The organism is Stenotrophomonas sp. MYb238, from assembly GCF_009496535.1.
In the GTDB taxonomy this organism is placed as follows: domain Bacteria; phylum Pseudomonadota; class Gammaproteobacteria; order Xanthomonadales; family Xanthomonadaceae; genus Stenotrophomonas.
This window is the reverse complement of sequence record NZ_WIDL01000034.1, coordinates 1-23033: the sequence shown is the minus strand read 5'-3', so window position 1 is coordinate 23033 and position 23033 is coordinate 1. Positions and strand designations below refer to the sequence as shown.

The 23033-nt window shown below is 70.4% G+C and carries 18 protein-coding genes and 2 pseudogenes; 11 read left to right on the top strand and 9 right to left on the bottom strand.

Annotated elements, in window-relative coordinates; genetic code table 11:
- The first annotated feature begins 12 nt into the window (after positions 1–12).
- Entirely contained in the window at positions 13–354 is a 342-nt protein-coding gene (locus CQ393_RS16995) for an L-rhamnose mutarotase (protein ID WP_153193332.1), read from the top strand.
- 24 nt (positions 355–378) lie between these two features.
- On the top strand, positions 379–1611 hold the full coding sequence (fucP, locus tag CQ393_RS16990) for an L-fucose:H+ symporter permease (RefSeq protein ID WP_153193330.1): 1233 nt from the start codon (positions 379–381) through the stop codon (positions 1609–1611).
- 61 nt (positions 1612–1672) lie between these two features.
- Here fucP and CQ393_RS16985 read toward each other — a convergent pair whose 3' ends face one another.
- Complete coding sequence (locus tag CQ393_RS16985) at positions 1673–2437, bottom strand: GntR family transcriptional regulator (RefSeq protein WP_343200022.1); 765 nt, start codon at positions 2435–2437, stop codon at positions 1673–1675.
- 72 nt (positions 2438–2509) lie between these two features.
- Entirely contained in the window at positions 2510–3613 is a 1104-nt protein-coding gene (locus tag CQ393_RS16980; protein ID WP_194269703.1) for an alkaline phosphatase family protein, read from the bottom strand.
- Positions 3614–3714: 101 nt separating this feature from the next.
- On the opposite strand from CQ393_RS16980, the gene CQ393_RS16975 reads away from it, so the two are divergent.
- Positions 3715–6000, top strand: a complete 2286-nt coding sequence (locus CQ393_RS16975) for a family 20 glycosylhydrolase (RefSeq protein WP_153193313.1) — start codon at positions 3715–3717, stop codon at positions 5998–6000.
- Positions 6001–6128: 128 nt separating this feature from the next.
- On the opposite strand, the gene CQ393_RS16970 is transcribed toward CQ393_RS16975, so the two are convergent.
- From CQ393_RS16970 to tmk, 4 genes are all read right to left on the bottom strand, one after another.
- A complete protein-coding gene (locus tag CQ393_RS16970; protein WP_153193304.1) occupies positions 6129–7307 on the bottom strand; it encodes an OmpA family protein in 1179 nt (392 codons plus the stop codon).
- Positions 7308–7494: 187 nt separating this feature from the next.
- Positions 7495–8244, bottom strand: coding sequence for a PIN domain-containing protein (locus CQ393_RS16965; protein ID WP_228114644.1), 750 nt, complete (start codon positions 8242–8244; stop codon positions 7495–7497).
- Positions 8245–8315: 71 nt separating this feature from the next.
- Complete coding sequence (gene rlmF, locus CQ393_RS16960; protein ID WP_153193300.1) at positions 8316–9296, bottom strand: 23S rRNA (adenine(1618)-N(6))-methyltransferase RlmF; 981 nt, start codon at positions 9294–9296, stop codon at positions 8316–8318.
- A gap of 30 nt (positions 9297–9326) precedes the next feature.
- Positions 9327–9980, bottom strand: coding sequence for a dTMP kinase (gene tmk / locus CQ393_RS16955; protein WP_153193298.1), 654 nt, complete (start codon positions 9978–9980; stop codon positions 9327–9329).
- A gap of 172 nt (positions 9981–10152) precedes the next feature.
- Here tmk and CQ393_RS16950 point away from each other — a divergent pair, with 172 nt between their 5' ends.
- Both CQ393_RS16950 and CQ393_RS16945 read left to right on the top strand, forming a co-directional pair.
- Complete coding sequence (locus tag CQ393_RS16950) at positions 10153–10569, top strand: nuclear transport factor 2 family protein (protein ID WP_228114643.1); 417 nt, start codon at positions 10153–10155, stop codon at positions 10567–10569.
- 150 nt (positions 10570–10719) lie between these two features.
- Positions 10720–11916, top strand: a complete 1197-nt coding sequence (locus tag CQ393_RS16945) for a DUF3667 domain-containing protein (RefSeq protein WP_153193294.1) — start codon at positions 10720–10722, stop codon at positions 11914–11916.
- A 16-nt stretch (positions 11917–11932) separates the two neighbouring features.
- On the opposite strand, the gene CQ393_RS16940 is transcribed toward CQ393_RS16945, so the two are convergent.
- Both CQ393_RS16940 and CQ393_RS16935 read right to left on the bottom strand, forming a co-directional pair.
- Complete coding sequence (locus CQ393_RS16940; RefSeq protein ID WP_343200021.1) at positions 11933–12958, bottom strand: AI-2E family transporter; 1026 nt, start codon at positions 12956–12958, stop codon at positions 11933–11935.
- Positions 12959–13079: 121 nt separating this feature from the next.
- Positions 13080–13520 carry a hypothetical protein gene (locus CQ393_RS16935; RefSeq protein WP_153193289.1) on the bottom strand — a complete coding sequence of 147 codons (441 nt, stop codon included), beginning with the start codon at positions 13518–13520 and terminating at the stop codon, positions 13080–13082.
- A 192-nt stretch (positions 13521–13712) separates the two neighbouring features.
- Here CQ393_RS16935 and CQ393_RS16930 point away from each other — a divergent pair, with 192 nt between their 5' ends.
- The 6 genes and pseudogenes from CQ393_RS16930 to CQ393_RS16905 all read left to right on the top strand — a co-directional run bounded on the left by CQ393_RS16930 (position 13713) and on the right by CQ393_RS16905 (position 21964).
- Positions 13713–16208, top strand: coding sequence for a DEAD/DEAH box helicase (locus CQ393_RS16930; protein WP_228114641.1), 2496 nt, complete (start codon positions 13713–13715; stop codon positions 16206–16208).
- 2 nt (positions 16209–16210) lie between these two features.
- A pseudogene (locus CQ393_RS16925) lies at positions 16211–17356 on the top strand (ribonuclease H-like domain-containing protein); the annotation flags it as partial.
- A gap of 123 nt (positions 17357–17479) precedes the next feature.
- Positions 17480–18298, top strand: a complete 819-nt coding sequence (locus tag CQ393_RS16920; RefSeq protein ID WP_153193285.1) for an N-formylglutamate amidohydrolase — start codon at positions 17480–17482, stop codon at positions 18296–18298.
- Positions 18291–20171 carry a tyrosine/phenylalanine carboxypeptidase domain-containing protein gene (locus CQ393_RS16915; protein ID WP_153193283.1) on the top strand — a complete coding sequence of 627 codons (1881 nt, stop codon included), beginning with the start codon at positions 18291–18293 and terminating at the stop codon, positions 20169–20171. Before CQ393_RS16920 ends, CQ393_RS16915 begins: the two co-directional genes overlap by 8 nt.
- Positions 20171–21214, top strand: coding sequence for a glutathione synthetase (locus tag CQ393_RS16910; RefSeq protein ID WP_153193349.1), 1044 nt, complete (start codon positions 20171–20173; stop codon positions 21212–21214). Before CQ393_RS16915 ends, CQ393_RS16910 begins: the two co-directional genes overlap by 1 nt.
- A gap of 300 nt (positions 21215–21514) precedes the next feature.
- Positions 21515–21964, top strand: coding sequence for a PA2169 family four-helix-bundle protein (locus CQ393_RS16905; RefSeq protein ID WP_153193281.1), 450 nt, complete (start codon positions 21515–21517; stop codon positions 21962–21964).
- Between the two features lie 246 nt (positions 21965–22210).
- On the opposite strand, the pseudogene CQ393_RS18115 reads toward CQ393_RS16905, so the two are convergent.
- Positions 22211–23033: pseudogene (locus CQ393_RS18115) on the bottom strand (hypothetical protein); the annotation flags it as partial.

Genomic DNA, 23033 nt, shown 5'->3' with positions numbered 1-23033 from the left:
GGAAACCATCCCATGCGCCACTGCCTCGCACTCGACCTGAAGGACGACCCGGCGCTGATCGCGCGGTACGAGGCGCACCACCGCGCGGTGTGGCCGGAGGTGCTGGCGCACCTGCGCGGCCACGGCGTGCGCGAGCTGGAGATCTTCCGCCTGGGCACGCGCATGGTGATGGTGATGGATACCGACGACGCCGTGTTCGACGCCGCACGCATGGCCGCGGCCGAGTCCGGCGACCCGCGCCTGCGCGCCTGGGAAGAACTGATGTGGAAATTCCAGGCGGCCACGCCGTGGACGCCGGACGGCGCCAAGTGGACGCCGATGCAGTGCCTGTTCCGCCTCACCGACGCCGACTGACCCCGACCCGCAGGAGCCACCGCCATGCCCGCACTGCCCGGCACCGCCGCCCCGATCCCGCAAGACGCCGGCGCACGCCGCTACCGCCTGGCCTTCGTGCTGGTCACCAGCCTGTTCTTCCTGTGGGGTTTTTCCTACGGCCTGCTGGACGTGCTCAACAAGCATTTCCAGGAGGCGCTGGACATCACCCGCGCGCGCTCGGCGCTGCTGCAGGCGGCCTACTTCGGCGCCTATTTCCTGATGGCGCTGCCGGCGGCGCGGCTGATGGAACGCCACGGCTACAAGACCGGCATCCTGCTCGGGCTGGGCCTGTTCGCCGCCGGCGCGCTGCTGTTCATCCCGGCCACCGCGGCCGGCGTGTTCGAGTACTTCCTGTTCGCCCTGTTCGTGATCGCCTGCGGGCTTGCCTGCCTGGAAACCGCGGCAAACCCCTATGCGACCGTGCTCGGCCCGGCGGAGAGTTCGGAACGCCGGCTCAACCTGGCGCAGTCGTTCAACGGCCTGGGCACCTTCATCGCGCCCTTCATCGGCGGCAAGCTGTTCTTCGGCGCCTCGGCCTCGGGCATTTCCGGCAGCCACGGCGTGCAGCTGATCTATGTCGCCACCGCCATCGTGGTCATCGCGATCGCGGTGCTGGTGTGGCGCACGCGCATGCCGGAAGCGACCGGCGAGGCGGCCGTGGCCACGGCGGCAACCGGCCACGTGCCGCTGTTCGCGCAACGCCATTTCGTGTTCGCGGTGGTGGCGCAGTTCTTCTACGTCGCCGCGCAGGTCGGAGTGGGCGCGTTCTTCATCAACTACGCGGTCGACCACGTGCCGGGGCTGTCCTCCGAGCGCGCCGCCTACCTGCTAGCCGTGGCGCTGGGCTGCTTCCTGGCCGGGCGTTTCCTGACCACCGCGCTGATGGGCGCGGTGTCGCCGGCGCGGCTGCTGGCGGTGTACGCGGTGGTCAACATCGTGTTGTGCGGCGTGGTCGTCGCCGGCCTGGGCAAGGTCTCGGTGGCCGCGCTGATCGCGGTGTTCTTCTTCATGTCGATGATGTTCCCCACCATCTTCGCGCTGGGCGTGAAGGGGCTGGGCGCGCAGACCAAGCGCGGCGCCAGCTTCATCATCATGGCGATCGTCGGCGGCGCCATCGTGCCGTGGTTCATGGGCCGCATCGCCGATGCGCGCGGCATCGAGAGCGCGTTCTGGGTGCCGGCGCTGTGCTTCGCGGTCGTGGCCGGCTACGGGCTGTACGCACGGCCGCGGGCGTGAGCACGCGCGTACGCCGCCACGCGCCGGCGTCCACGCACGGGCGACGCCGGTGAACGCCCGGTCAGGCCTTGCCGCGCGAGAAGATGCGGATCACCGAATCCAGGTGCACGCGCATGGCCTTGCGTGCGGCCGCCGCGTCGCGCGCGCGGATCGCGTCGACGATGGCCTGGTGCTCGTTCTCCGAGCGGTGCGGCATGTCGTGCGGCGTGTACAGATGCTGCAGGCGCTGGAACATGGCGCCGTAGCGGTGCCCGAGCAGGTGGCGGATCAGCAGCGAATAGGCCGGGTTGCCGCTGGCGTCGGCGATGCGCACGTGCAGCAGGCGGTCGCCCGGATGGGTGGTGGAGCTGTGCAGGTTGTCGGCGATGTTCCGCTGCAGCGCGTCCTCGATGCCGGCGATTTCCTCGTCGGAGGCGTTCTCCGCGGCCAGCGCCGCCGCTTCCGGTTCCACCAGCCGGCGCGCGCTCAGCAGCGAGAACGGCGGGATCTCGGCGTCGAAATCGGCCACCACGCCCAGCTCCGGGTCCAGCGTCCACGGGTTGAGCTGGCGGGCGCGGTCCAGCGCGCCGACGCTGGCCGTCGCCTCGCTCGGCTCCGGCCCGACCACGCTGACGCCGTCGCCGACGCGCACGCGCACCAGGCCCAGCACTTCCAGCGCGATCAGCGCCTCGCGCAGCGAAGTGCGGCTGACGCCGAACTGCTGCGACAGTTCGCGTTCGGGCGGCAGGTAGCTGCCCGGCGGGTACTCGCCACGGTTGATCATGCCGCGCAGCTGGTCGGCGATCTGCTGGTAGAGGCGGCGGTTCTGGATGCTCTTGACTGGCACGCGTTGGCTCCGCATCCGTTACGACTTCATAGACGGGGACATGCGGGGAGTATAGGCCAGCGCGCGCGCCGCTCAGGGCCGCCGCAGCGTTTCCTGCACCGGTTCGCCGGCCTTCGGCTCCATGCGGCGGAAGTCCAGGCCGAACGGCGCGGCGATGCTGGCGGCGATCTGCCCCTGGCGCAGCTCCGGCGCCTGCCGCAGTTCGCCGCGCCGCGTCTGGCCGGGACCAGCCATCGCCAGCCACACGTCCTGCGCGCCTTCCACCTCCGGCCCGTGGTCGCTCCAGTCGCGCACGCCGCGGCCGCGTCCGTGGTCGGTGGCGATCACCAGCACGGTGTTGTCGCGGTAGTCCGGCTGCGACTGCAGCCACTGCCACAGCGTCTGCAGGAAACGGTCGGCCAGGGCGAGGCCTTCGAGCGTGTCGATGTAGCGGCCGGCGTGCGCCCATTCGTCGGTGTCGCCCAGGCCCACGTAGAGCAGGCGCGGCCGTTCGCGTTCCAGGTAGCGCAGCGCGAACGCGGCGGTGAAGGCGTCGAAGCGCTCGTGGCGCCAGGTGCGCGCCTGCGCCTGGATCGCGTCGAGCCGCTGGATGCCCGGGTCGCTGTCAACGAACGGCATGAAGCCGGCGTTGACGGTGATGCTGCCGGGCGTGTGTTCGGGAATGCCGACGAAGCGGTCCCACGAGCCGAACGCGGCGACCTTGGCGCGCGGCAGGCGCAGCTGTTCGCGCACGAACTCCAGCACCGTCGGGTACGGGCTCTGGATGGCGGCGTTGCTGGTGACCTTGTCGTCGCGCGGCACGCCGGTCAGCAGTTCGGCGTAGCCGGGATAGGAGAAGCGCATGCGGTTGCCCAGCTGCACGCGGCTGCCCAGCGCGGCGTTGCCGGCGACCCAGCCGTGTTCGCGCATCAGCGTGCCCCAGAAGAACGGCATCAACCGCTCGCGCCGCTGCGCGGCGCTGTCGCCGCGGTAGCGATCGAACTGGCCGGCGTCCTCGCCGCCGTCGCCGGCGGCACGCGCGATCTCCGTATCCATGCCGCCGAAGAGTTCCTGCACGCGCACGCCGTCCAGCGTCACCACGATCACGTTCGGCGCGCGCGGCGCCGCGTCCGCGCAGGCGCCGGCCAGGCCCAGCAGCAGCGCGGCCAGGCCACGCAGGATTCCTGTCGTCTTCATCGTCCGCTCCATCCGTCCCCGCCCGACCCTGTCCGCTGGATCATGTCGGCGCGCGCGGGAAAGCGCCACCTTTCCATGTCACTTCTCCCTTGGAGACCCGCATGCCCCTGAACGCCTCCCACGCGCTGCTGCTCGCCTTCGCCCTGGGCTGGCCGGCGCTGTCGCCGGCCGCCGCGCCCGCCACGCCATCGGTGGTGCCCCTGCCCACGCGGCTCGACGTGCAACCGGGCCGCTATCGCCCCGGCGCCATGCTGCGCATCGCTGCCGAAGGCGACCCGGCGCGACTGGATGCGCTGCGCGCGCTGGCCGGCGACATCCTGCAGGCGGCGTGGCAGCGCCCGCTGGCGGCGGCCGGCAGCCGCGCACCCGCCGACCTCACCCTGACCCTGGACGGCGATGCCAGCGCCAACCCCGAGGCCTACACCCTGCGCGTGGACGAGCGTGGCATCCACCTGCGCGCGGCCGGCGACGCCGGCCTGTTCTACGGCCTGCAGACCCTGCGCCAGCTGCTGGCCGACGGCGGCGACGGCATCGCCCACGCCGCCATCGACGACGCGCCGCGCTTCGCCTGGCGCGGCCTGCACCTGGACGTGGCGCGCCATCTGTTCCCGATGGACTACATCGAGCGCCAGTTGGAGCTGATGGCGCGCTACAAGTTCAACGTGCTGCACTGGCACCTCACCGACGACCAGGGCTGGCGGCTGGAGATCAAGCGCTACCCGAAGCTCACCGAAGTCGGCGCGTGGCGCGCGCAGACCGCGCTGCACCGGCGCGATGGCCGCATCGACTACGACGGCACGCGCTACGGCGGCTTCTACACCCAGGCGCAGGCGCGCGAGATCGTCGAGTACGCGCGCAGGCTGCACATCACCGTGGTGCCGGAGATCGAGATGCCCGGCCATACCGTCGCCGTGCAGGCCGCCTATCCCGAACTGGCGTGCACGCCGGGGCCGTTCCAGGTGCGGGTGGACTGGGGCGTGGACGACAACGTGGTGTGCCCGGGCGAGCTGACCTTCGCCTTCGTCGAGAACGTGCTCGACGAGGTGATGGCGATCTTCCCCTCCGAATACATCCATCTCGGCGGCGACGAGGCGCCGGTCGTGCGCTGGCAGCAGAGCCCGCTCGCGCAGGAGATCATCCGCCGCGAGGGGCTGAAGGACGAACACGCGCTGCAGGGCTGGTTCATGCGCCGGGTGGAGCGTTACCTGCAGCAGCACGGCCGGCGCATGCTGGCCTGGGACGAGATGCTCGCCGGCGACCCGGCCAAGAGCACCACGATCATGGCCTGGCGCAGCATCGGCGAAGGCATCGAGGCGGCGCGGCGCGGCTACGACGTGGTGATGACGCCGGTGTCGTATTCCTATTTCGACTACTGCCAGTCGCGCGCGGCCGACGAACCGTACTGCCCACAGTACCTGCCATTGCGGCAGGTCTATGCCTTCGAGCCGGTGCCCGCGCAGCTCACGCCGGCGCAGGCTGCGCACGTGCGCGGCGGGCAGGCCAACCTGTGGACCGAGCACATCCGCACGCCGCAGGCCGCCGAGTACATGCTGTGGCCGCGCGCGCTGGCGATGAGCGAGGTGCTGTGGTCGGCGCCGGCGCGCCGCGACTGGGACGGCTTCGCCGCGCGGCTGGGGCCACAGCTGGCCGCGCTGGGCCGCATGAACGTCAACTACCGCGTGCCCGAGGTGCTGGGGCTGGATGGCGACGTGCTGACGCTGGCGCCGACGGGCACGGTGGCGCTGCGTTCGCCGCTGGACGATGCCGCCATCGTCGTCACCACCGATGGCAGCGACCCCAACGCGGACTCGCCGCGCTACACCGGTCCGCTGGCGCTAGCACTGGACCAGGCGCCCGTGCAGGTGGCGGCGCGCCTGCTCACCGCCGATGGTCGCCTGGGGCCGACGATGCGCGCCAGCTACGCGCGGACTACGTTGCAGGCGGCATCGCCCGAGGCCGCCGCGGCGCGCCGGCCCGGCCTGCAGCGCGACTATTTCGAAGCCCCGGTGCGCCGCACCGACGAGCTGCCCGGCATGCGCCCGACGCGCTCGGATACCGCCGATGTCGTCGACCTGCCGGATTTCGCCCGGCAGGAGCGTTTCGGCCTGCGCTATCGCGGCGTCCTGCGCGTTCCCGCCGACGGCGTATACAGATTCTCGCTGGCATCGGACGACGGCGCGCGCCTGCTGCTCGACGGCACGCTGCTGATCGACCGCGACGGCCCGCAGTCGCCGGGCACCACCCATGGCAGCCGCGCGCTGGCGCGCGGCGCGCATGCCTTCGAACTGCGTTATTTCCAGGGCGGCGGCGACCGCGTGCTCGACCTGCAGGTCAGCGTCGATGGCGACGCGCCGATGCCGGTGCCGGCGGCGTGGTGGGCGCACTGAAGGCCGGAGCCGGCGCCGGGCTTGATCCTTGAGCCCGGGGAAGAACCAGGGTCAGAGTCAGGTTTCTACTGCCGGCACGACCAGCGCCAGGCTCAAGGGGAAAACCCGGCGCTGACCCTGGTTTCCGCTCAGGTCCGCACGAAGATCTCCACGCGGCGGTTGAGCTGGCGGCCGCCGGGGTTGTCCTTGCCGTCGACCTCGTTGGGCGCCACCGGCTGCGACTCGCCGTAGCCGCGCGCGCTGGCGTCGTGCGCCACGCCGCGCTGGCGCAGCGCCGCCACCACCGCCTGCGCGCGGCGCTCGGACAGGTCCTGGTTGTAGGCGTCGCTGCCCTTGGCGTCGGTATGACCGCGGATTTCCATGGCGCGGGACGGCACCTTCTCCAGCGCGGCGGCCAGCACGTCCAGCACCTTGGCCGCGTCGGCGCGCACCTGCGCCTTGTCGAAGTCGAACAGCACCTTGTCGTTGAGGGTGACGACGAAGCCGCACGGCGCGCCGGAGGGTTTGAACTTGTCCAGCGGCGGGAAGCGCCCTGCCGGCGGCAGCGGCGGCAACGGCGCCATGCGCACCTCGCGCGCGATGGCGCCCACCGTGCCGGTGCCGTCGCCGCGGTTCTCGGCGATGCCTTCCGGCCCGCCGATCCAGCGTCCCGAGCCGTCGGCGCGCACCTCGATGCTGCCCTCCTCGCCGATCCACAGGCCCGAGCCGTCGCCGTGGTTCTCGATGTTGCCGAAGTCGCCCACCCAGGTGCCTCCGCCCTTGCCGTCCAGTTCGATATTGCCGAACTCGCCGACATAGGTGCCCGAGCCGTCGGCATGCACCTCGAACGTGCCGGCGCCGTTGACGATGCTGCCGCTGCCGTCGGGATTGACCCGCACCACGTCCTCGCCGGTCACCGCCAGGCCGCTGCCGTCGCTGGCGACTTCGAACACACCTTCCTTGCCGATGCGCTGCAGGTTGCCGGCGCCATCGACGTTGGTGAACCCGCTCTCGTTGACCAGGGCGCCATCGGTGGCGCAGTTGGCCGGGCGCACGCTGATGCCGGCCACCGGGTCGATCAGCGCCTGCATCGAGGCTTCCAGCTGCTTCTGCGCCGGGCCGCTGCCGACGATGCTGGGCACCATGATCGGCGGGATCGCCGGGAACTCGAAGCCGTCGCCAGCCGTTGCCGCGCCGTCCTGATTGGCCGCTGTCGCGGGGATGGCCGGCGCCTTCGCGTCCTGTTGCGTGGAGGCCGGCGGCGATGGCGGGCTGCACGCCGAGGCCAGCAGGGTCAGGCAGACCAGCGACAGGGGTTTGATGCGCATGCAGCAGCTCCTGGAGGGGGAGCCGCACTTTCGGCGAGACCGCGTTCAGGCGCCGTGACCGGATGGGCTGGAGCATGCGTCCGGCATCGCCGAGCGCTCCCCCGGGCGGTTGGCGGACAGGATGCGCGCCGAGCGGAACAGCGCGTGCACCATGGCCCCTGCCGTCGCTCCGGCCGGACGGTACCGATCAGTCGTAGCGCACCTTCAAGCCTTCCAGCTTCACCACGCCGGCCTGTTTCAGACCGGCGACGATCGCCTCCACGTCCTGGGCTCCGATCTGGTTCTGGAAATGCGCGGCGACATGCTTCTTCAATGCGGCCAGCGTTCCAGGTCTTCCTGTTTTCGTCTTCGCCAACAGCGCCTTCATGCGCGTCAGCCGTTGTGCCGCCGCCGCTGTGCCGGATGCGGCCACTTCGCCCGATGGTTCCAACGGAGGAGCCTTCTCTACCGCCACCGTCACCGCTTTCGGTTTCGGTTTCGGTTTCGGTTTCGCCACGGGTAACGCCGCCATGCCCGTGGCCGCAGCCTGCTTGAACAGCGGCATCCCGGCAATCGCGGCCGAACGGCAGGCCAATATCTTCCTGGCCTTCAGGTGTTCCACCAGCGGATCGAAGCCGGTGTCCCTGGAAATGATATGGAAGAACCCTCGCGGGTCGGTGCCGGACAACTGGCCGATATAGAAGGCGATATGGAAGTCCAGCGCATTGGGGCCGTTGCCCGAGATGCGCACGTAGTCCGCCCGCTCGCGCATGGCCTGCATCTGGATCGCCAGTTCGGAGGACAGCTTGGCCTGGCCCGCGCCCACGAACACCCACAAGCGGATGTCCGCCCGATCCAGCAGCTTCAGATCGGTGGGCTGTACGTTCTCATGATCGATCAATACGTAGTTGACGCGGCCGCACCCGATCGGTGGCGGCATGGCTGCCTCGCTCGGCATCTTCTTCACGCTCCCTGTTCCCCGAGGCCATCATGGCCCGGCGACAACGGATGTTCCAATGGCGCCACGTCCTACCCCGCCTGCCACCCCATCCTCTGCGCGGCCGCGTGGAAGGTCCAGGCGACGAAGCGGCTCTGCTTGCTGCCTTGCGCCATCGGCACCTCGCGCACCTCGGCGACACCGGCCCTGGCCAGTTGCCGGTGGATATCGGCCAGATGCTCGCGTTTGGCGACCAGCGAACTGAACCACAGCACCTGCGCCTGCACCGCCGCGCTCTCGCGGATCATCCGCCGCAGGAACGAGGCCTCGCCGCCGGTGCACCACAGTTCGCTGGCCTGCCCGCCGAAGTTCAACGGCGGCGGCCTGCCGCGCGGCGCGGCGGTGTCGCCGCCGAGATTGCGCAGCTTGCGCTGGCTGCCCTGCGCGGCCTCCTTGGCCGAGGCGTGGAACGGCGGGTTGCACAGCGTCAGGTGGAAGCGGTCCTGCGGCTGCACCACGCCGGCGAACAGGCTGCCGCGCGCGTGCTGCCGGCGCAGTTCGATCGCCTGCTCCAGTCCATTGGCGCGGACATTGGCGCCGGCGCACTGCAGCGCTGCCGGTTCGATGTCGCTGCCGACGAAACGCCAGCCGTATTCGGCATGTCCCAGCAGCGGATAGATGCAGTTGGCGCCGACGCCGATATCCAGCACGCGCACCGCGGGGCCGCGCGGAATCGCGCCCTGGTTGTCCGCCGCCAGCAGGTCGGCCAGGCCATGCAGGTAATCCGCGCGGCCCGGGACGGGTGGGCACAGGTAGCCGTCGGGGAGCGTCCAGTGCGCGATGCCGTAGTCGCTGGCGAGCAGCGCGCGGTTGAGTTCGCGCACCGCCACCGGGTCGCTGAAATCGATGCTCTGCCCACCGCCGGGCGTGCGGACCAGATGAGCACGCAACGGCGGGTGGACCGCGACCAGCCGGTCCAGGTCGTAGCGGCCCTGGTGGCGGTTGCGCGGATGCAGCGCGGCGGTCGCCGCTGCAGGATGCTGACGAGTCGGGCGCTGGGGAGGCGACGGCATGCGGGTTCGGCCGGAAGCAGCCGCCATGGACTACGCCTGGAGGCGCCGCAGCAGCGGGGCAGCGTCCATGCCGGGGCGCCGGGCCAGCGCGGCGGCGACGGCCGCACGGGCGGCCTGCAATACCTCGGCCTCGTTCCGGCTGGCGTCGATCACCTGTTTGTCGGGCAGGTCCAGCTGCTGGAAGATCGCCCGGCAGCGCTCCAGGTTCTGCGCCGTCTCGAAATGGTTGGGCACGTCGCCGCGGGCGCGGATGCGCGCCAGCCCGGTGGCCGGCGGCAGGTCCAGCAGCAGCAGCAGGTGCGGGCGCGGCGCGAAGGCGTTGAGGTCCAGCAGTTCGTCCACCGGCAGCCCGGCCGCGCCCTGGTAGGCCACCATCGACGGGAAATAGCGGTCCAGGATCACCACCTCGCCGCGCTCCAGCGCCGGCACCACCCGTTCCTCGACATGCTGGCGGCGGTCGCGCAGCAGCAGGTCCACCTCTTCCTCCGGGCTCAGCCGGCCGGTCGCCGCCGAGGCCCGCAGCCGCGTGCCCCACGGCCCGTCGGTCGGCTCCTTGCTCAGCACCACCTCGGCGCCGGCCTGTTCCAGCAGGTCGGCCAGCCCCCGCGCCAACGTGGACTTGCCGGCACCGTCGATGCCCTCGATGGCGATCAACAGGCCGCCGGGAATGTGCTCTTTCGTCATCGCGGTACTTTAGCCCAAGCGGTCCGGCGGACCCACCCTCGGCCGCCCTGCCGGCGATCGGGCCACCGATGACTACCGGCCCATGGCGGCCGGTGCGGCAGCCGGCACACTGCCATGACCACGCGAGGAACCCGCCATGCCGCCAGCCGCAATGCGTTTGTTCGTACTGGGAATGCTGTGGGTTGCCGGCAGCGCCGGCGCGGCGCCGCCGGATGCGGCCACGCTGCGGTCCATCGAGGCCACCGCCTACGACTACATGGACGGGCAGCTGGGGGGCGACCCGGCGCGGGTGAGGCGGGCGCTGCACCCGGACCTGGCCAAGCGCAACGTCGTCGCCAACCCCGACGAGACGCTCGGGCTGGGGCGGATGACCTCGGACGAGCTGATCCGCTTCACCCGCGAGGGCGCGTTGAAGACCCCGCGCGAGCAATGGCAGCGCACGGTGACGGTGCTGCAGGTGGACGAGGACATCGCCACGGTGCGGCTGGAAAGCCCGTGGTTCATCGATCACCTGCAGATGGGCCGCTTCGACGGCCGCTGGGTGATCGTCAACGCGCTCTGGCACCGGAAGCCGCGACCGCGTAGCTGAGCCAGTCCGCTCCGTCCAGCCCCCTCTCTCTTCCTCCTCCATGCCAAGCGGGGCATCGCGGTTCGGCGCGCCACGCCTAAATCAGTGCTGAACGACATCGGCAAACACCGCTATCGTATGCGGCTTCCGTGAGCCGCCATCTTCAGCCACATGAGCCAGACCGACGTTTCGCCCGTTACCGAGCAACAGGCTGCTGTTGATCGAGCCGCGCATGCGCATGGCACCTGCGAGAACTGCAGTACCGCCCTGCATGGCCACTACTGCCATGCCTGCGGGCAGTCGGCACACAACCCGCTCAAGCACGTGGGCCATGCGATCGAGGAAGTGTTCGAGTCGTTCTGGCACCTGGACGGGCGCATCTTCCGCACCCTGCGCGACCTGCTGGTACCCGGCCGGGTGGCGGTCAACTTCCTCAAGGGCCACCGCGTGGGCTATGTGCAGCCGCTGCGGCTGTTCGTGATCCTCACCCTGTTCACCTTCTTCGTCGGCAAGCTGACCGTGCATGCCGATGACATGCGCATGAGCGGCGGCGACAACGCGCTGTTCGCCAGCGCCAGGACCGTGCAGGAAGTGGAGACGGTGCGCGCCGCGCAGGTGGCCCAGATCGAAGCACAGCAAAGTGGCTCGCCGACCGCCGCCGCGGCCTTCGCGATGGCGATGGCCGCGGTCAACACCGCCGCCGCGCAGCGTACGGCCGAACTGGAGCAGCAGGCGCGGAGCACCACCAGCGCCGCCATGAACCGCGCCGCGCAGGCAGCGGGCCGTGCCAGCGGGGACGGGTATGGCACCTTCTTCGCCCACGACATCAACGGCAAACCCTGGGACCCGGACACCAACCCGGTGGTGTTCTCCAGCATGCCGCAGTTCTTCAACAACTGGCTCAACCGGCGCCTGGCCAACGCCCAGGCCAACGTCCAGCGCATGGGCCGCAAGACCGACCTGTACGTACAGGCCATCCTCACCGCGCTGCCCGGTGCGCTGTTCTTCCTGATGCCGATCTTCGCGCTGGTGCTGCGGATGGCCTACCTGGGCCGGGGCATCGGTTACCTGGAACACCTGGTGGTGGCGCTGTACAGCCATGCGTGGCTGATGCTGGTGCTGCTGTCCACCTTCCTGACGATGGGCATCACCCATGCGGCGGGAAACCTGGTGGTCAATGCGCTGGGCAACCTCACGCTCGTGCTGCTGTGGGTGTCGGTGCCGGTGTACCTGCTGTGGATGCAGCAGCGCGTGTATGGCGGCCGCTGGTGGGTCACCCTGCCGCGCTACCTGTTCATCGGCAGCATCTACTTCTGGCTGGTGGTGCTGGTGGTGATGTACGCGGCGCTGGCGGGCGTGTCGTCCTGAGCGGCCGGGCGCGCGCTCAGACCCAGCCCTGGTCCACCAGCTCGCGCTTGACGTAGGCGTAGAACACCGGCGCGGCGACCAGGCCGGACAGGCCGAACGCCGCCTCCATCACCAGCATCGCCAGCAGCAGTTCCCAGGCGTGGGCGCGTATTTCGCCGCCGACGATGCGCGCGTTGAGGAAGTACTCCAGCTTGTGGATCACCACCAGGAACAGCAGCGCGGCCACGGCGACGTAGAACGACACCGACAGCGCGACGATGGTGATCACGGTGTTGGAGATGATGTTGCCCACCACCGGCAGCAGGCCGGCGAGGAAGGTGATCAGCACCAGGGTCTTGGCCAGCGGCAGGTGCATGCCCAGCAGCGGCAGCACGCCGAGCAGGAAGATCGCCGTGAACAGGGTGTTGAGCAGCGAGATCTTGACCTGCGCGAACACCACCTGGCGGAACGCGGTGGCCAGGCGGCTGGTGCGGCCGACCAGTTCCCGCGCCAGCGGCCCCATCCGCGGCAGCGGCAGTTCGTCGTACAGCGCGATCATCGCCCCCAGCACCATGCCGATCAGCACGCGCACGCTGATCTGCACCGCCGAGGTGCCGGCGACGCCGAGCTGGCGGCGGTGCTCGGCCACCCATTCGTTCACCCCGGTGCGCAGCGCCTGCATGTCCTCGGGGATGTAGGGCTGCAGCAAGGCCGGCACCTGGTGGCGGGAGGTGTTGAGGATCTCCATCAGCCGCGCCAGCAGTGCGTCCGGGCCACCGGTCTCGTTGCGGAAGAAGGAGGCCACCGCGACGATCGCCAGGCTCAGCAGGCCGACCACCGCCACCGACAGCACCACCACCGCGATCGCCCGTGCGCGGCCCGGCGGCAGCCTGCCTTCGACGGTCGAGGCCAGCACGTGGCTGAGATGGAACACCAGCAGGCCGGACAGCAGGGTCACCACCAGCCCCAGCTCCAGCACCACCCACATGCCCAGCAGCATCAGCACCCAGGCGGCGATGCGCGACGGCGGCGTCGCTGACTTCAGGGGAAGGAGGTCGGTCACGGCGGCGGTCCGTCGAAGATGCGCCATGGTAGGCGATCGCGGTACCGCCGGACGTGCCGATCCGCGGCTTGCCGATGGACGATGGAACCGCACGGAGCGGGCCGTCGCTCCGGCCGCGCCCTCAATTGCCGGGCGGCGCCGCGCAGTCTTCCTGCTGGGCGCAGAACCGCAGCGCGCGGCTGCGCTGCGCCTGGCTCAGTTCCGGCGGCGGGCGGGCGACGGCGGACTGGATCTGGTCGCGGCCGCCGGTCAGCGTGTGCAGGCCCTTGGCCGCGGCCATCAGGCCGTAGTTGATGCCCATCATCAGGTAGCCGCCGCTCAGGCTGACTTGCTCGGGCGTGGGCGGCTCGCTCCATGAGCGGCTGAAACGGTTGGACTCGACCTTCACCGGATTGCGGAAGCGGTACAGGTCCAGCGGCTGGTCGTCCTCGGGCTTGAGCGCGCGCACTTCCTCCAGGGTCCTCACCCCTTCGGCAGGCGGCGGCGCGGCGTCCACGGCGGGCGCGGGATCCTCGACCGGCGGCGGCGCCTGCTGCGCCTGCGCCACGCCCGCCAGCACCATGCCCGCCACCACCGTTGCGTATCGCCAACGCCTTGCCACCGTTCGTGCCCCTGCCGGTTTCCGAAGGCGGCAGCATACGGATGCCGCCTTCAGATTCCGTTCGCGGGCGCGGCCGTCGTTCAGCCTGCACCGGGTCTCACAGGCTGAGACGGCGATGTGCTTCCATGCCGGTCCTTTATCGGCAGTACCGGCATGGCGTTTTCCCTCGCTCCCCGCACCGAAGCCAGCGAACGGGCGCTGGCGACCACCGACGGCCTGCCCTCGCGCGACGGCGCGCTGCTCGGCCAGCGGCTGGCCCGGCGCTACGGCGACCGCGTCACCGGCAGCTTCACGATTCCCGGCCGCGAGGGCAGCTACGCGCCGATCCCCGACGACGTGCCCGACGCGCTGAAGGCCGCGCTCAAGGCGCGCGGCATCGAGCAGCTGTACTCGCACCAGGCCGAGGCCTGGAATGCCACCCAACGCGGCGAGCACGTGGCCATCGTCACCCCCACCGCCTCGGGCAAGTCGCTGTGCTACACGCTGCCGGTGGTGAGCGCGGCCATGCAGGGCAATGCCAAGGCGCTGTACCTGTTCCCGACCAAGGCGCTGGCGCAGGACCAGGTGGCCGAGCTGCTGGAACTGAACCGCGCCGGCGACTTGGGCGTGAAGGCCTTCACCTTCGACGGCGACACCCCGGGCGACGCACGCCAGGCGATCCGCCTGCACGGCGACATCGTGGTCAGCAACCCGGACATGCTGCACCAGGCGATCCTGCCGCACCACACCAAGTGGGCGCAGTTCTTCGAGAACCTGCGCTACGTGGTGATCGACGAGATCCACACCTACCGCGGCGTGTTCGGCAGCCACGTCACCAACGTGATCCGCCGGCTCAAGCGCATCTGCGCGTTCTACGGCGTGCAACCGCAGTTCATCCTGTGCTCGGCGACCATCGGCAACCCGCACGCGCATGCCGAGGCGCTGGTGGAGGAGCAGGTGCATGCGATCACCGAATCCGGCGCACCCAGCGGGCCCAAGCACGTGCTGCTGTGGAACCCGCCGGTCATCAATCCCGACCTTGGCCTGCGCGCCTCGGCGCGCTCGCAGGCCAACCGCATCGCCCGCATCGCGATCAAGTCCGGCCTGAAGACACTGGTGTTCGCGCAGACGCGGCTGATGGTGGAGGTGCTGACCAAGTACCTGAAGGACATCTTCGACAACGACCCGCGCAAGCCGGCGCGCATCCGCGCCTACCGCGGCGGCTACCTGCCGACCGAGCGGCGCGAGGTCGAGCGCGCGATGCGCGCCGGCGCCATCGACGGCATCGTCAGCACCTCGGCGCTGGAGCTGGGCGTGGACATCGGCGCGCTCGACGTGGTGGTGCTCAACGGCTACCCCGGCAGCGTGGCGGCGACGTGGCAGCGCTTCGGCCGCGCCGGCCGCCGCCAGCAGGCCGCGCTGGGGGTGATGGTCGCCAGCAGCCAGCCGCTGGACCAGTACGTGGTGCGGCACCCGGACTTCTTCGCCAACGCCACGCCCGAGCACGCGCGCATCGCCCCGGACCAGCCGCTGATCCTGTTCGACCACATCCGCTGCGCCGCGTTCGAGCTGCCGTTCATGAGCGGCGAGCCGTTCGGGCCGATCGACCCGCGGGTGTTCCTGCAGGCGCTGGCCGAGACCGGGGTGGTGCACCAGGAAGGCGACCGCTGGGAATGGATCGCCGACAGCTACCCGGCCAACGCGGTGAGCCTGCGCGCGGTGGCCGACGGCAACTTCGTGGTGGTGGACCGCAGCGACGGCAAGCAGCAGATCATCGCCGAGGTCGATTACTCGGCCGCCGCGCTGACCCTGTACGAAGGCGCCATCCACATGGTGCAGAGCACGCCCTACCAGGTGGAACGGCTGGACTGGGACGGGCGCAAGGCCTACGTCACCCGCACCCACGTGGACTACTACACCGACAGCATCGACTTCACCAAGCTCAAGGTGCTGGACCGCTTCGACGGCAACGGCGCCGGCCTGGGCGATGCGCACCACGGCGAGGTGCACGTGGTGCGGCGCGTGGCCGGCTACAAGAAGATCCGCTACTACACCCACGAGAACATCGGCTACGGCCCGGTCAACCTGCCCGACCAGGAACTGCACACCACCGCGGTGTGGTGGCAGCTGCCGCAGGCCACGCTGCTGCGCGCGTTCGCGCAGAAGCAGGACGCGCTGGACGGCTTCCTAGGCGCCGCCTATGCGCTGCACATCGTCGCCACGGTGGCGGTGATGGCCGACGCGCGCGACCTGCAGAAGGCGGTGGGCAGCGGCGACGGCGCCTGGTTCGCGGTGGCCGACCAGACCGGCCGCGGCCAGCTGCGCGGCAACGAGGGCGGCGAAGGCGCGGTGGAACTGATGCAGAGCTTCGTGCCGACCGTATACCTGTACGACAACTTCCCCGGTGGCGTCGGCCTCAGCGAGCCGCTGTGGCTGCGCCAGGGCGAGCTGGTGCAGCGCGCGCTGGAACTGGTGGAACGCTGCGACTGCAGCGCCGGCTGCCCGGCCTGTGTCGGTCCGGTGCTGGCCGCGCAGGAGGAAGGCCAGGGCGAGACGCCGCGTTCGCTGGCATTGCGGGTGCTGTCGCTGCTGTCCGACGCGCGTTGCGACCAGGTGCCGGCCGCCGCGCCGGCCGACGAGGCGGACGAGGCCCTCGACCTGCTGCCATGAGCATCAGCCTGGACAAGCTGAAGGCGCTGCGGAAGCAGGCCGGGCATGCCGATGCCGCAACCGCCGCCGTAGGAGCGGCTTCAGCCGCGAAGCCGACATCGTCGGAAGCCGAGGCGATGCCCGTTCCTTCGGAGGCATCCGGCGCTTTGCCGGCTTCGGCGGGTTCATCGGTTTCGCGGCTGAAGCCGCTCCTACGACAGGCACCAGCGCGCGAAGCACCCGCGCGCGGCGAAGCGCTGCCGGCATCGCCCGCACGCGAGGATTCGGTCTTCGGCTGGGTCGAGCAGATCCGGCACCGGCCCGCCACGCCGGCGCCCGCACCGGCCGCCCGTTCCCCGGGCCGGCCGCAGGACGTGCATGCCCTGCGCCGGCTGCTCGCCACCCGCAACCGCGCGATCGCGCCGGTGGCGCGCGACGACCGCAGCGGGCCGATCGACCGCGACCTGCCCGGCACCGAGATCGCGCCCGGGCTGCACCTGATCGAGGCCTTCCTGCCGCAACCGGTTCCCGCGCGGCCGCTGTCGCTGGCCTTCAGCAAGCGCCCGGACGAGGCGGTGCCGCCGCACGACCTGCTGTTCTTCGACACCGAGACCACCGGCCTGGCCGGCGGCACCGGCACCCGCGCCTTCATGATCGGCGCGGCCGACTGGCATCGCGATGCCGCGCGCGGCGAGGGGTTGCGCGTGCGCCAGCTGCTGATGTCCACGATGGGCGCGGAGAGCGCGATGCTCGACGCCTTCGCCGCCTGGCTGGCGCCGACCACGGTGCTGTCCAGCTACAACGGCCGCTGCTACGACGCGCCGCTGCTGAAGACGCGCTACCGGCTGGCGCGGCGCGGCGATCCGATTTCCGCGCTGGACCACGTGGACCTGCTGTTCCCGACGCGCCGCCGCTGGCGCGGCACCTGGGAGAACTGCCGGCTGGCGACCATCGAGCGCCAGCTGCTGCGCATCCAGCGGGAGGACGACCTGCCCGGTTCGGAAGCGCCGGGCGCGTGGCTGGACTACCTGCGCGGCGGCAGCGCGCGCAACCTGCGCCGCGTCGGCGAGCACAACCACCAGGACGTGGTCACGCTGGCGCAGCTGTTCCTGCGCCTGGTGCAGGCCGAGGCGGAAGAGCGCGCGGCGGCGCTGACGGCCGGAAACTGACGCACGCCATAGGCGCGGGCATCCTGCGAGGCGCGTCTGCAGTATCGGTTTCGCCGCGCGAAAGCGCGCGATGGGCAGCGCTCACGGCGTCCTCACCGCCGGAAAGGTGTCATGCCTTGCATCATGCAATCTTCTTCCGCGCTTCCACCCACGCTTCCCGACGCTGCCGCCTGGTGGCAGGTGCAACGCGGCCAAGGGCCGGTCGTGGCCACCGCGATCCACGATGGGCACGGCCTGCGCGCTTCGCTCGCCGCGCGCATGGCGCTGCCCGACGCCGCGCGCCTGCGCGAGGAAGACCCGTTCACCGGACAGGCTGTGCGCGGCGTTCCCAATCACGTGGTGCCGGCGCGTTCACGCTTCGAGGTCGACCTCAACCGCGGCGCGGACGATGCGGTCTACCAGCGGCCCGAGCAGTGCTGGGGGCTGGAGGTGTGGCGCGAGCCGTTGCCGGCGGCCGAAATCGACGCCTCGCTGCGCTACCACCGCGCGTTCTACGCGATGTTCGGCCAGCTGCTCGACGACCTGCACGACACGCACGGCCGCTACCTGGTGCTCGACGTGCACAGCTACAACCACCGTCGCGACGGCGCCGGGGCGCCGCCCATGCCCCAGGCCAACGCGCCGGACATCAACATCGGCACCTTCTCGATGCCGCGCGCCGAATGGGCCTGGCTGCTCGATCCGCTGATCGAGGAGATCGCCCGGTTCGATTTCGCCGGCCGCCGGCTCGACGTGCGCGAGAACGTCGCGTTCCAGGGCAAGGGCGAACTGGCCCGGTTCGTGCACGCGCGCCATCCCGGCCGCGGCTGCGCCATCGCGTTCGAGTTCAAGAAGTTCTACATGGACGAATGGACCGGCACGCCGCATGTGGCGGAACTGCAGGCCATGCGCGCCCTGATCGACCACCTGTCGCGGGTCGCGGCCGGGCTGCTCGATGGTTGAGCGGGCGCGCCAGCTTCCTCGACGCGCGGTGGACGAGCAGGCGCCCGGCGACAGCCTGCAACGGCGCGATCTGGCCGATGGCGGGCGCCTGCACCTGGACCGGCCGCTGCCGTTCCTGGTGGTGGCGGCGCATGCCGGCGAACCGGTCAACCTGGCCCGGCAGCTGGCGCGCATCAGTGCATCGAGCCTGCTGTGGAAGACCTCGCCCAAAGGCCAGCACGATGCCGCCTCGGCCCTGCACGAGGCATTGCAGGCGCTGCGTGGGCGCTTCCCGCAGGTCTTGCTGGTGTCGCTGTACGACCTGCCGCCGGATACGGCGCTGGACGATACCAGTCCGCGGCTGGAGCGCCTGGAGTTCGTGCTCGGCGCCAGCGACGATGCGCCCGCACAGGCAGCCGCCGCGGCGCTGGCGCAGGCCCTGCAGGACCTGGAGATCGAACAGCGCAAGGCGCGGGTCGCGCCGGTGGACGCGGTCGATGCCGGCCCGGCCGCACCGTTGCTCGCCGGTCTTGCCGACGGCGTGTCGCGACTGACGCTGGGGCTGCCGCCGGTCTACCGCGTCCCCGGCGGCGACAGCGTGTATCCGCAGGTTTTCCGCAGCATGGAAAGCGCGGTGTTCGACGCGCTGCTGCGCGCCTGCGCCGCGTTCATGCAGGCCAGCGCGCCAGGGCCGGCATTCCATCACCGCCTGCTCGGCCGCAGCCATATGATCCAGGCGGTGCGCGACGTCGATGCGGCGCTGGAGGCCATCAGCCGCTCGTTCGAATTCCTGCTCGCGGTCTCGCCGATCAATACCGTGGAGGAACGCGACCGCTACCTCGCCGGGAACCAGCCGACGCTGCCGGAATTCCGCTACCGGCCGTTGACGATCAGCCCGGAAACCAGCAAGCGCGCGCTGTTCGCCATCGACGTGCGCAGCGTGGAAGACCCGGTGCTGGAAACGATCTTCTTGGAGAAGCAGCGCGAGATCGACCTGCAGCTGACCCTGCTGCAGGCGCGCAACAGCGCCGACTTCCCGCACGCCTCGGTGATGCTGTACGGCGCGGTCGATGCGCCGCTGCTGGCGCTGGCGCGCGACATCCTCGCCGGCATCGCGCCGGACGAGGACGGCGAGGATCCATGCATCGACTGCCACGCGGTGCAGGCGGCGGCCGAAACGATGCTCGCGCGCTACCGCGCCGACGATCCCGGCTTCGAGGCCGAGGTCTGCCTGCGCAAGGACATCGCGCCCGGGCTGATGGTGTCCGGCCGCTCGGTATTGATCTCCACCGCCACGCGCATGCGTCGGCGCCGGCTCGATGCCCTGCTGCAGCACGAGATCGGCGTGCATGTGCTGACCTTCAGCAATGGCGGCCGCCAAGGCCTGTCGATCTTCGGTACCGGCCTGGCCGGCTACGAGGGCATCCAGGAAGGCCTGGGCGTGTTCGCCGAGTACCTGGCCGGCGGGCTCACCGCCGCACGCCTGCGCCTGCTGGCAGCGCGCGTTCTGGCGGTGGACGCGATGCTGTCCGGCGCCGATTTCGTGGCGTGCGAACGGCTGCTGCGCAGGGAACACGGCTTCGCCCCGGCCACCGCGTTCGGCATCGTCGCACGCGTGTTCCGCTCCGGCGGGTTGAGCAAGGACGCGATCTACCTGCGCGGGCTGTACGAGGTGTTCCGCACGGTGCAGGCCGGCGAACCGCTGGAACCGTTCTGGTTCGGCAAGATCGCGGCGCGGCACGTGCCCTGCGTCGACGACCTGCTGCGCCGCGGCCTGCTGTCGGCGCCGCGCTCGCGGCCGGAAGTGCTTTCGCGCCCGCAGGCGCAGGCCCGCCTGGAGACCATCCGCGGCGGCATTCCCTTCATCGAGGCCCTACGCGGAGACGCCACGTGATGATCGCCTTTTTCGTCAACGCCATGGAGGACGAATACCTCCACTACACCACCACCGTGCTGGCGCACGAGGCCAGCCGCCGCGGCCACGACGTGTGCTACGTCACCCCGGACGATTTCGTGCTCGACCACGACGACGGCCTGAAGGTGCATGCGCGCATCCTCAAGGCCGGCCCGCCCAGGCGCTCGATGGAGAAGTTCTTCGCGGAAGTGCAGGCGATTGCACGCACCAAGCGGATCGACATGCGCGACATCGACGTGCTGATGCTGCGCAACGATCCCTCGCGCGACGCGCAGGACCGCCCCTGGGCGCAGATGGCCGGCATCCAGTTCGGGCGCCTGGCCGCGCAATGCGGGGTGCTGGTGCTCAACGATCCGGCCGCACTGTCGCAGGCCATCGACAAGCTGTATTTCCAGTCGTTCCCGCGCGCGGTGCGCGCCGATACGCTGATCAGCCGCTCGGCCGCGGACATCAAGGCCTTCGCCAGGCGCCACAACGGCAGGTGCGTGCTCAAGCCGCTGCAGGGCTCGGGGGGCAACGGGGTGTTCCTGCTCGACGGGAAATCCGGCAAGAACCTCAACCAGATCATCGAGGCCATAGGCCGCGACGGCTACATCATCGCCCAGGGCTACGTGCCTGGCGCGGAGAAGGGCGACATACGCCTGTTCCTGATGAACGGCGTGCCGCTGGAAGTCGACGGCGCCTATGCCGCCGTGCGCCGGGTCGCCGGCAAGCAGGACATCCGCAGCAACATCCACGCCGGCGGCAAGCCGCGCAAGGTGCGTATCACAGAGAGCGAACTGAAGGTGGCCGAGTTGATCCGGCCGAAATTGATCGGCGACGGCATGTTCCTGGTCGGCATCGACATCATCGGCGAGACCATCCTGGAAGTTAACGTATTCAGTCCCGGTAACCTGCACGCCTGCGGACAGACCGCCGGCGTCGATTTCGCGCCAGCCATCCTGGCCGCGATCGAGCGCAAGCGCGAGATCGCGACCCAGTTCCCCGGCCAGTTCGACAACCGCGCGCTCGCCACGATGTAGCGGCGCGCGGCCGGTGTGATCGCGCAGCGGCCTCAATGCGACAGCATTTTTGCGAGGCCACGTATGCAACATTTTCCAGCACCGCAGACGCGCTTCCGTTGACGGCGGCGCGCGGTTTGGCGTGCTTCTTGTAGCTCCCATGTGTGCGTTTGCATGCGGACGTTCGCATCCGTTGCACAAAGCCGAACGCCCGCCGATCAGCGGCAATGCCCAAGCGCTGCGCTGCACGCAGGCTTCATGCAGCGATGGCCAGGATGGTCGTCCACCCTTCCTGCGACAGAGATTCCAAAGGAGAACGCCATGACGGTCGAAAAAGAAATCCAGCACAGCCTCAACGATCTGATCGAGATCGCGCGCGATGGCGCGGAGTTCTACACCGAAGCCGCCGGCAAGGTGAAGAGCGGCGAACTCGCCACCCTTTTCACCCAGATGGCCGGGCACAAGCGCGAGATCGTGCAGGGACTGAGCGCCGAAGTGGCGGCCACCGGCGGCAAGCCGGCCGACAGCGGCACGATGGTGGGCTCGATGCGCCAGATGTACGGCAAGGTGCGCGCCGCGCTGGGCGATACCGACTACGCCTATGTCGCCGAACTGGAGGAATCGGAGGATCGCCTGCTGAAGGCATTCAAGGACACCCTTTCCGATGCCGATACGCCCGCGTCCGCCAGGCTCGCCGCCGAGCGTTTCATGCCGCGCGTGCAGGAATGCCACAGCATCATGCGCAGCTACAAGCACGCCATGAAGCACTGAGTACGCCACGCGTCCGATCCCGCGCCTCGGCGGTTTTGACGCTGGTGTTCAAAAGCCCCGCCTTCCAGGCGGGGCTTTTGCGTTTGCCGGACGTGTGCGCAGGCCGGGCAGGAGCGCGATTGGTCCCGTCGCTCTGGATGGCGCCGCCATGGCTATTCGTTTCGTCCCTTGCAGGAGAAAAACGCCAGGGCGAGGGTGGGCGTCTGGATCGGGAGGGAAGGGCGGCTTCGGTCCGCCGCCCTGTTCTCAGCCCTCGAACGGCTGCGCGATGCCGTCGCGGATCGCCCGCTGGATCAGCTGCTCGGCCTCGCGCTGCGCACGCACGCTCGCCTCCGCCTGCTGGCGGCCAAGCTCGGCCTGCTGCCTGCCCAGTTCCGTCTGGCGGCGCGCCAGTTCCCGCATCTCCTCGCGCATGGCCGGCCTGTCCATTTCGGCGCGGGCCTTCTCGGCCTCGCGGCGCGCGGTTTCGATCTGCTCGCGCATCAGCGCCTTGTTCTCCTGGCTACGCGCGGCCAACGCCAGTTCAGCCTGGCGCGCGGCCAGTTCGCCGATGCGGGCACCGATTTCCCCCATGCGCTCGCCGATCTCGCCCTGGCGCTCGCCAAGCTTGCCCTGGCGTTCGCCGAGCCGGCCCTGTTCCTCGCCCAGGCGCGTGGTTTCGGCGAAGACCTGCTCGAAATGCGACATCAGGCCGGCATCGCGCACCACGTAGGCGCGGCCGTCGCGCCGCAGCAGCAGCACGCCATTGCCGTCGTCCAGCCGGCGCGCCTGCTGCAGGTCGGCGAGGGAACCGTTCATGACGCTGCGGTCACCCTTCAACAGCACGTAGCCATTGCCGCCCGGGCTCTGCGAAAGATGGATCACGCCCCTGGTCGAGATCGGCGGCGCGGGCGGCGCAGGCGGCGCCTTGGGCGCGGCCGGGACGGCCGGCGGCGGCGGCGCCGGCAGCGCAGGCAGGGCGGCCGGTGCCGCGCCCTTGGCCGAAACGACGGTGCGCACCACGGACTGGTCGATACCCGGCGCGGCAGGCGGGGCGGGTACGGCCGGTGCCGCGCCGGGTATCGACCAG

Excerpts from the sequence above, each read along its gene's own strand:
- CQ393_RS16995 (WP_153193332.1), top strand. The coding sequence starts at position 13 with ATGCGCCACTGCCTCGCACTCGACCTGAAGGACGACCCGGCGCTGATC.
- fucP (WP_153193330.1), top strand. The coding sequence starts at position 379 with ATGCCCGCACTGCCCGGCACCGCCGCCCCGATCCCGCAAGACGCCGGC.
- CQ393_RS16980 (WP_194269703.1), bottom strand. The coding sequence starts at position 3,613 with ATGAAGACGACAGGAATCCTGCGTGGCCTGGCCGCGCTGCTGCTGGGC.
- CQ393_RS16975 (WP_153193313.1), top strand. The coding sequence starts at position 3,715 with ATGCCCCTGAACGCCTCCCACGCGCTGCTGCTCGCCTTCGCCCTGGGC.
- CQ393_RS16970 (WP_153193304.1), bottom strand. The coding sequence starts at position 7,307 with ATGCGCATCAAACCCCTGTCGCTGGTCTGCCTGACCCTGCTGGCCTCG.
- CQ393_RS16965 (WP_228114644.1), bottom strand. The coding sequence starts at position 8,244 with ATGCCGAGCGAGGCAGCCATGCCGCCACCGATCGGGTGCGGCCGCGTC.
- rlmF (WP_153193300.1), bottom strand. The coding sequence starts at position 9,296 with ATGCCGTCGCCTCCCCAGCGCCCGACTCGTCAGCATCCTGCAGCGGCG.
- tmk (WP_153193298.1), bottom strand. The coding sequence starts at position 9,980 with ATGACGAAAGAGCACATTCCCGGCGGCCTGTTGATCGCCATCGAGGGC.
- CQ393_RS16950 (WP_228114643.1), top strand. The coding sequence starts at position 10,153 with ATGCTGTGGGTTGCCGGCAGCGCCGGCGCGGCGCCGCCGGATGCGGCC.
- CQ393_RS16945 (WP_153193294.1), top strand. The coding sequence starts at position 10,720 with ATGAGCCAGACCGACGTTTCGCCCGTTACCGAGCAACAGGCTGCTGTT.
- CQ393_RS16935 (WP_153193289.1), bottom strand. The coding sequence starts at position 13,520 with ATGGTGCTGGCGGGCGTGGCGCAGGCGCAGCAGGCGCCGCCGCCGGTC.
- CQ393_RS16930 (WP_228114641.1), top strand. The coding sequence starts at position 13,713 with ATGGCGTTTTCCCTCGCTCCCCGCACCGAAGCCAGCGAACGGGCGCTG.
- CQ393_RS16920 (WP_153193285.1), top strand. The coding sequence starts at position 17,480 with ATGCAATCTTCTTCCGCGCTTCCACCCACGCTTCCCGACGCTGCCGCC.
- CQ393_RS16915 (WP_153193283.1), top strand. The coding sequence starts at position 18,291 with ATGGTTGAGCGGGCGCGCCAGCTTCCTCGACGCGCGGTGGACGAGCAG.
- CQ393_RS16910 (WP_153193349.1), top strand. The coding sequence starts at position 20,171 with ATGATCGCCTTTTTCGTCAACGCCATGGAGGACGAATACCTCCACTAC.
- CQ393_RS16905 (WP_153193281.1), top strand. The coding sequence starts at position 21,515 with ATGACGGTCGAAAAAGAAATCCAGCACAGCCTCAACGATCTGATCGAG.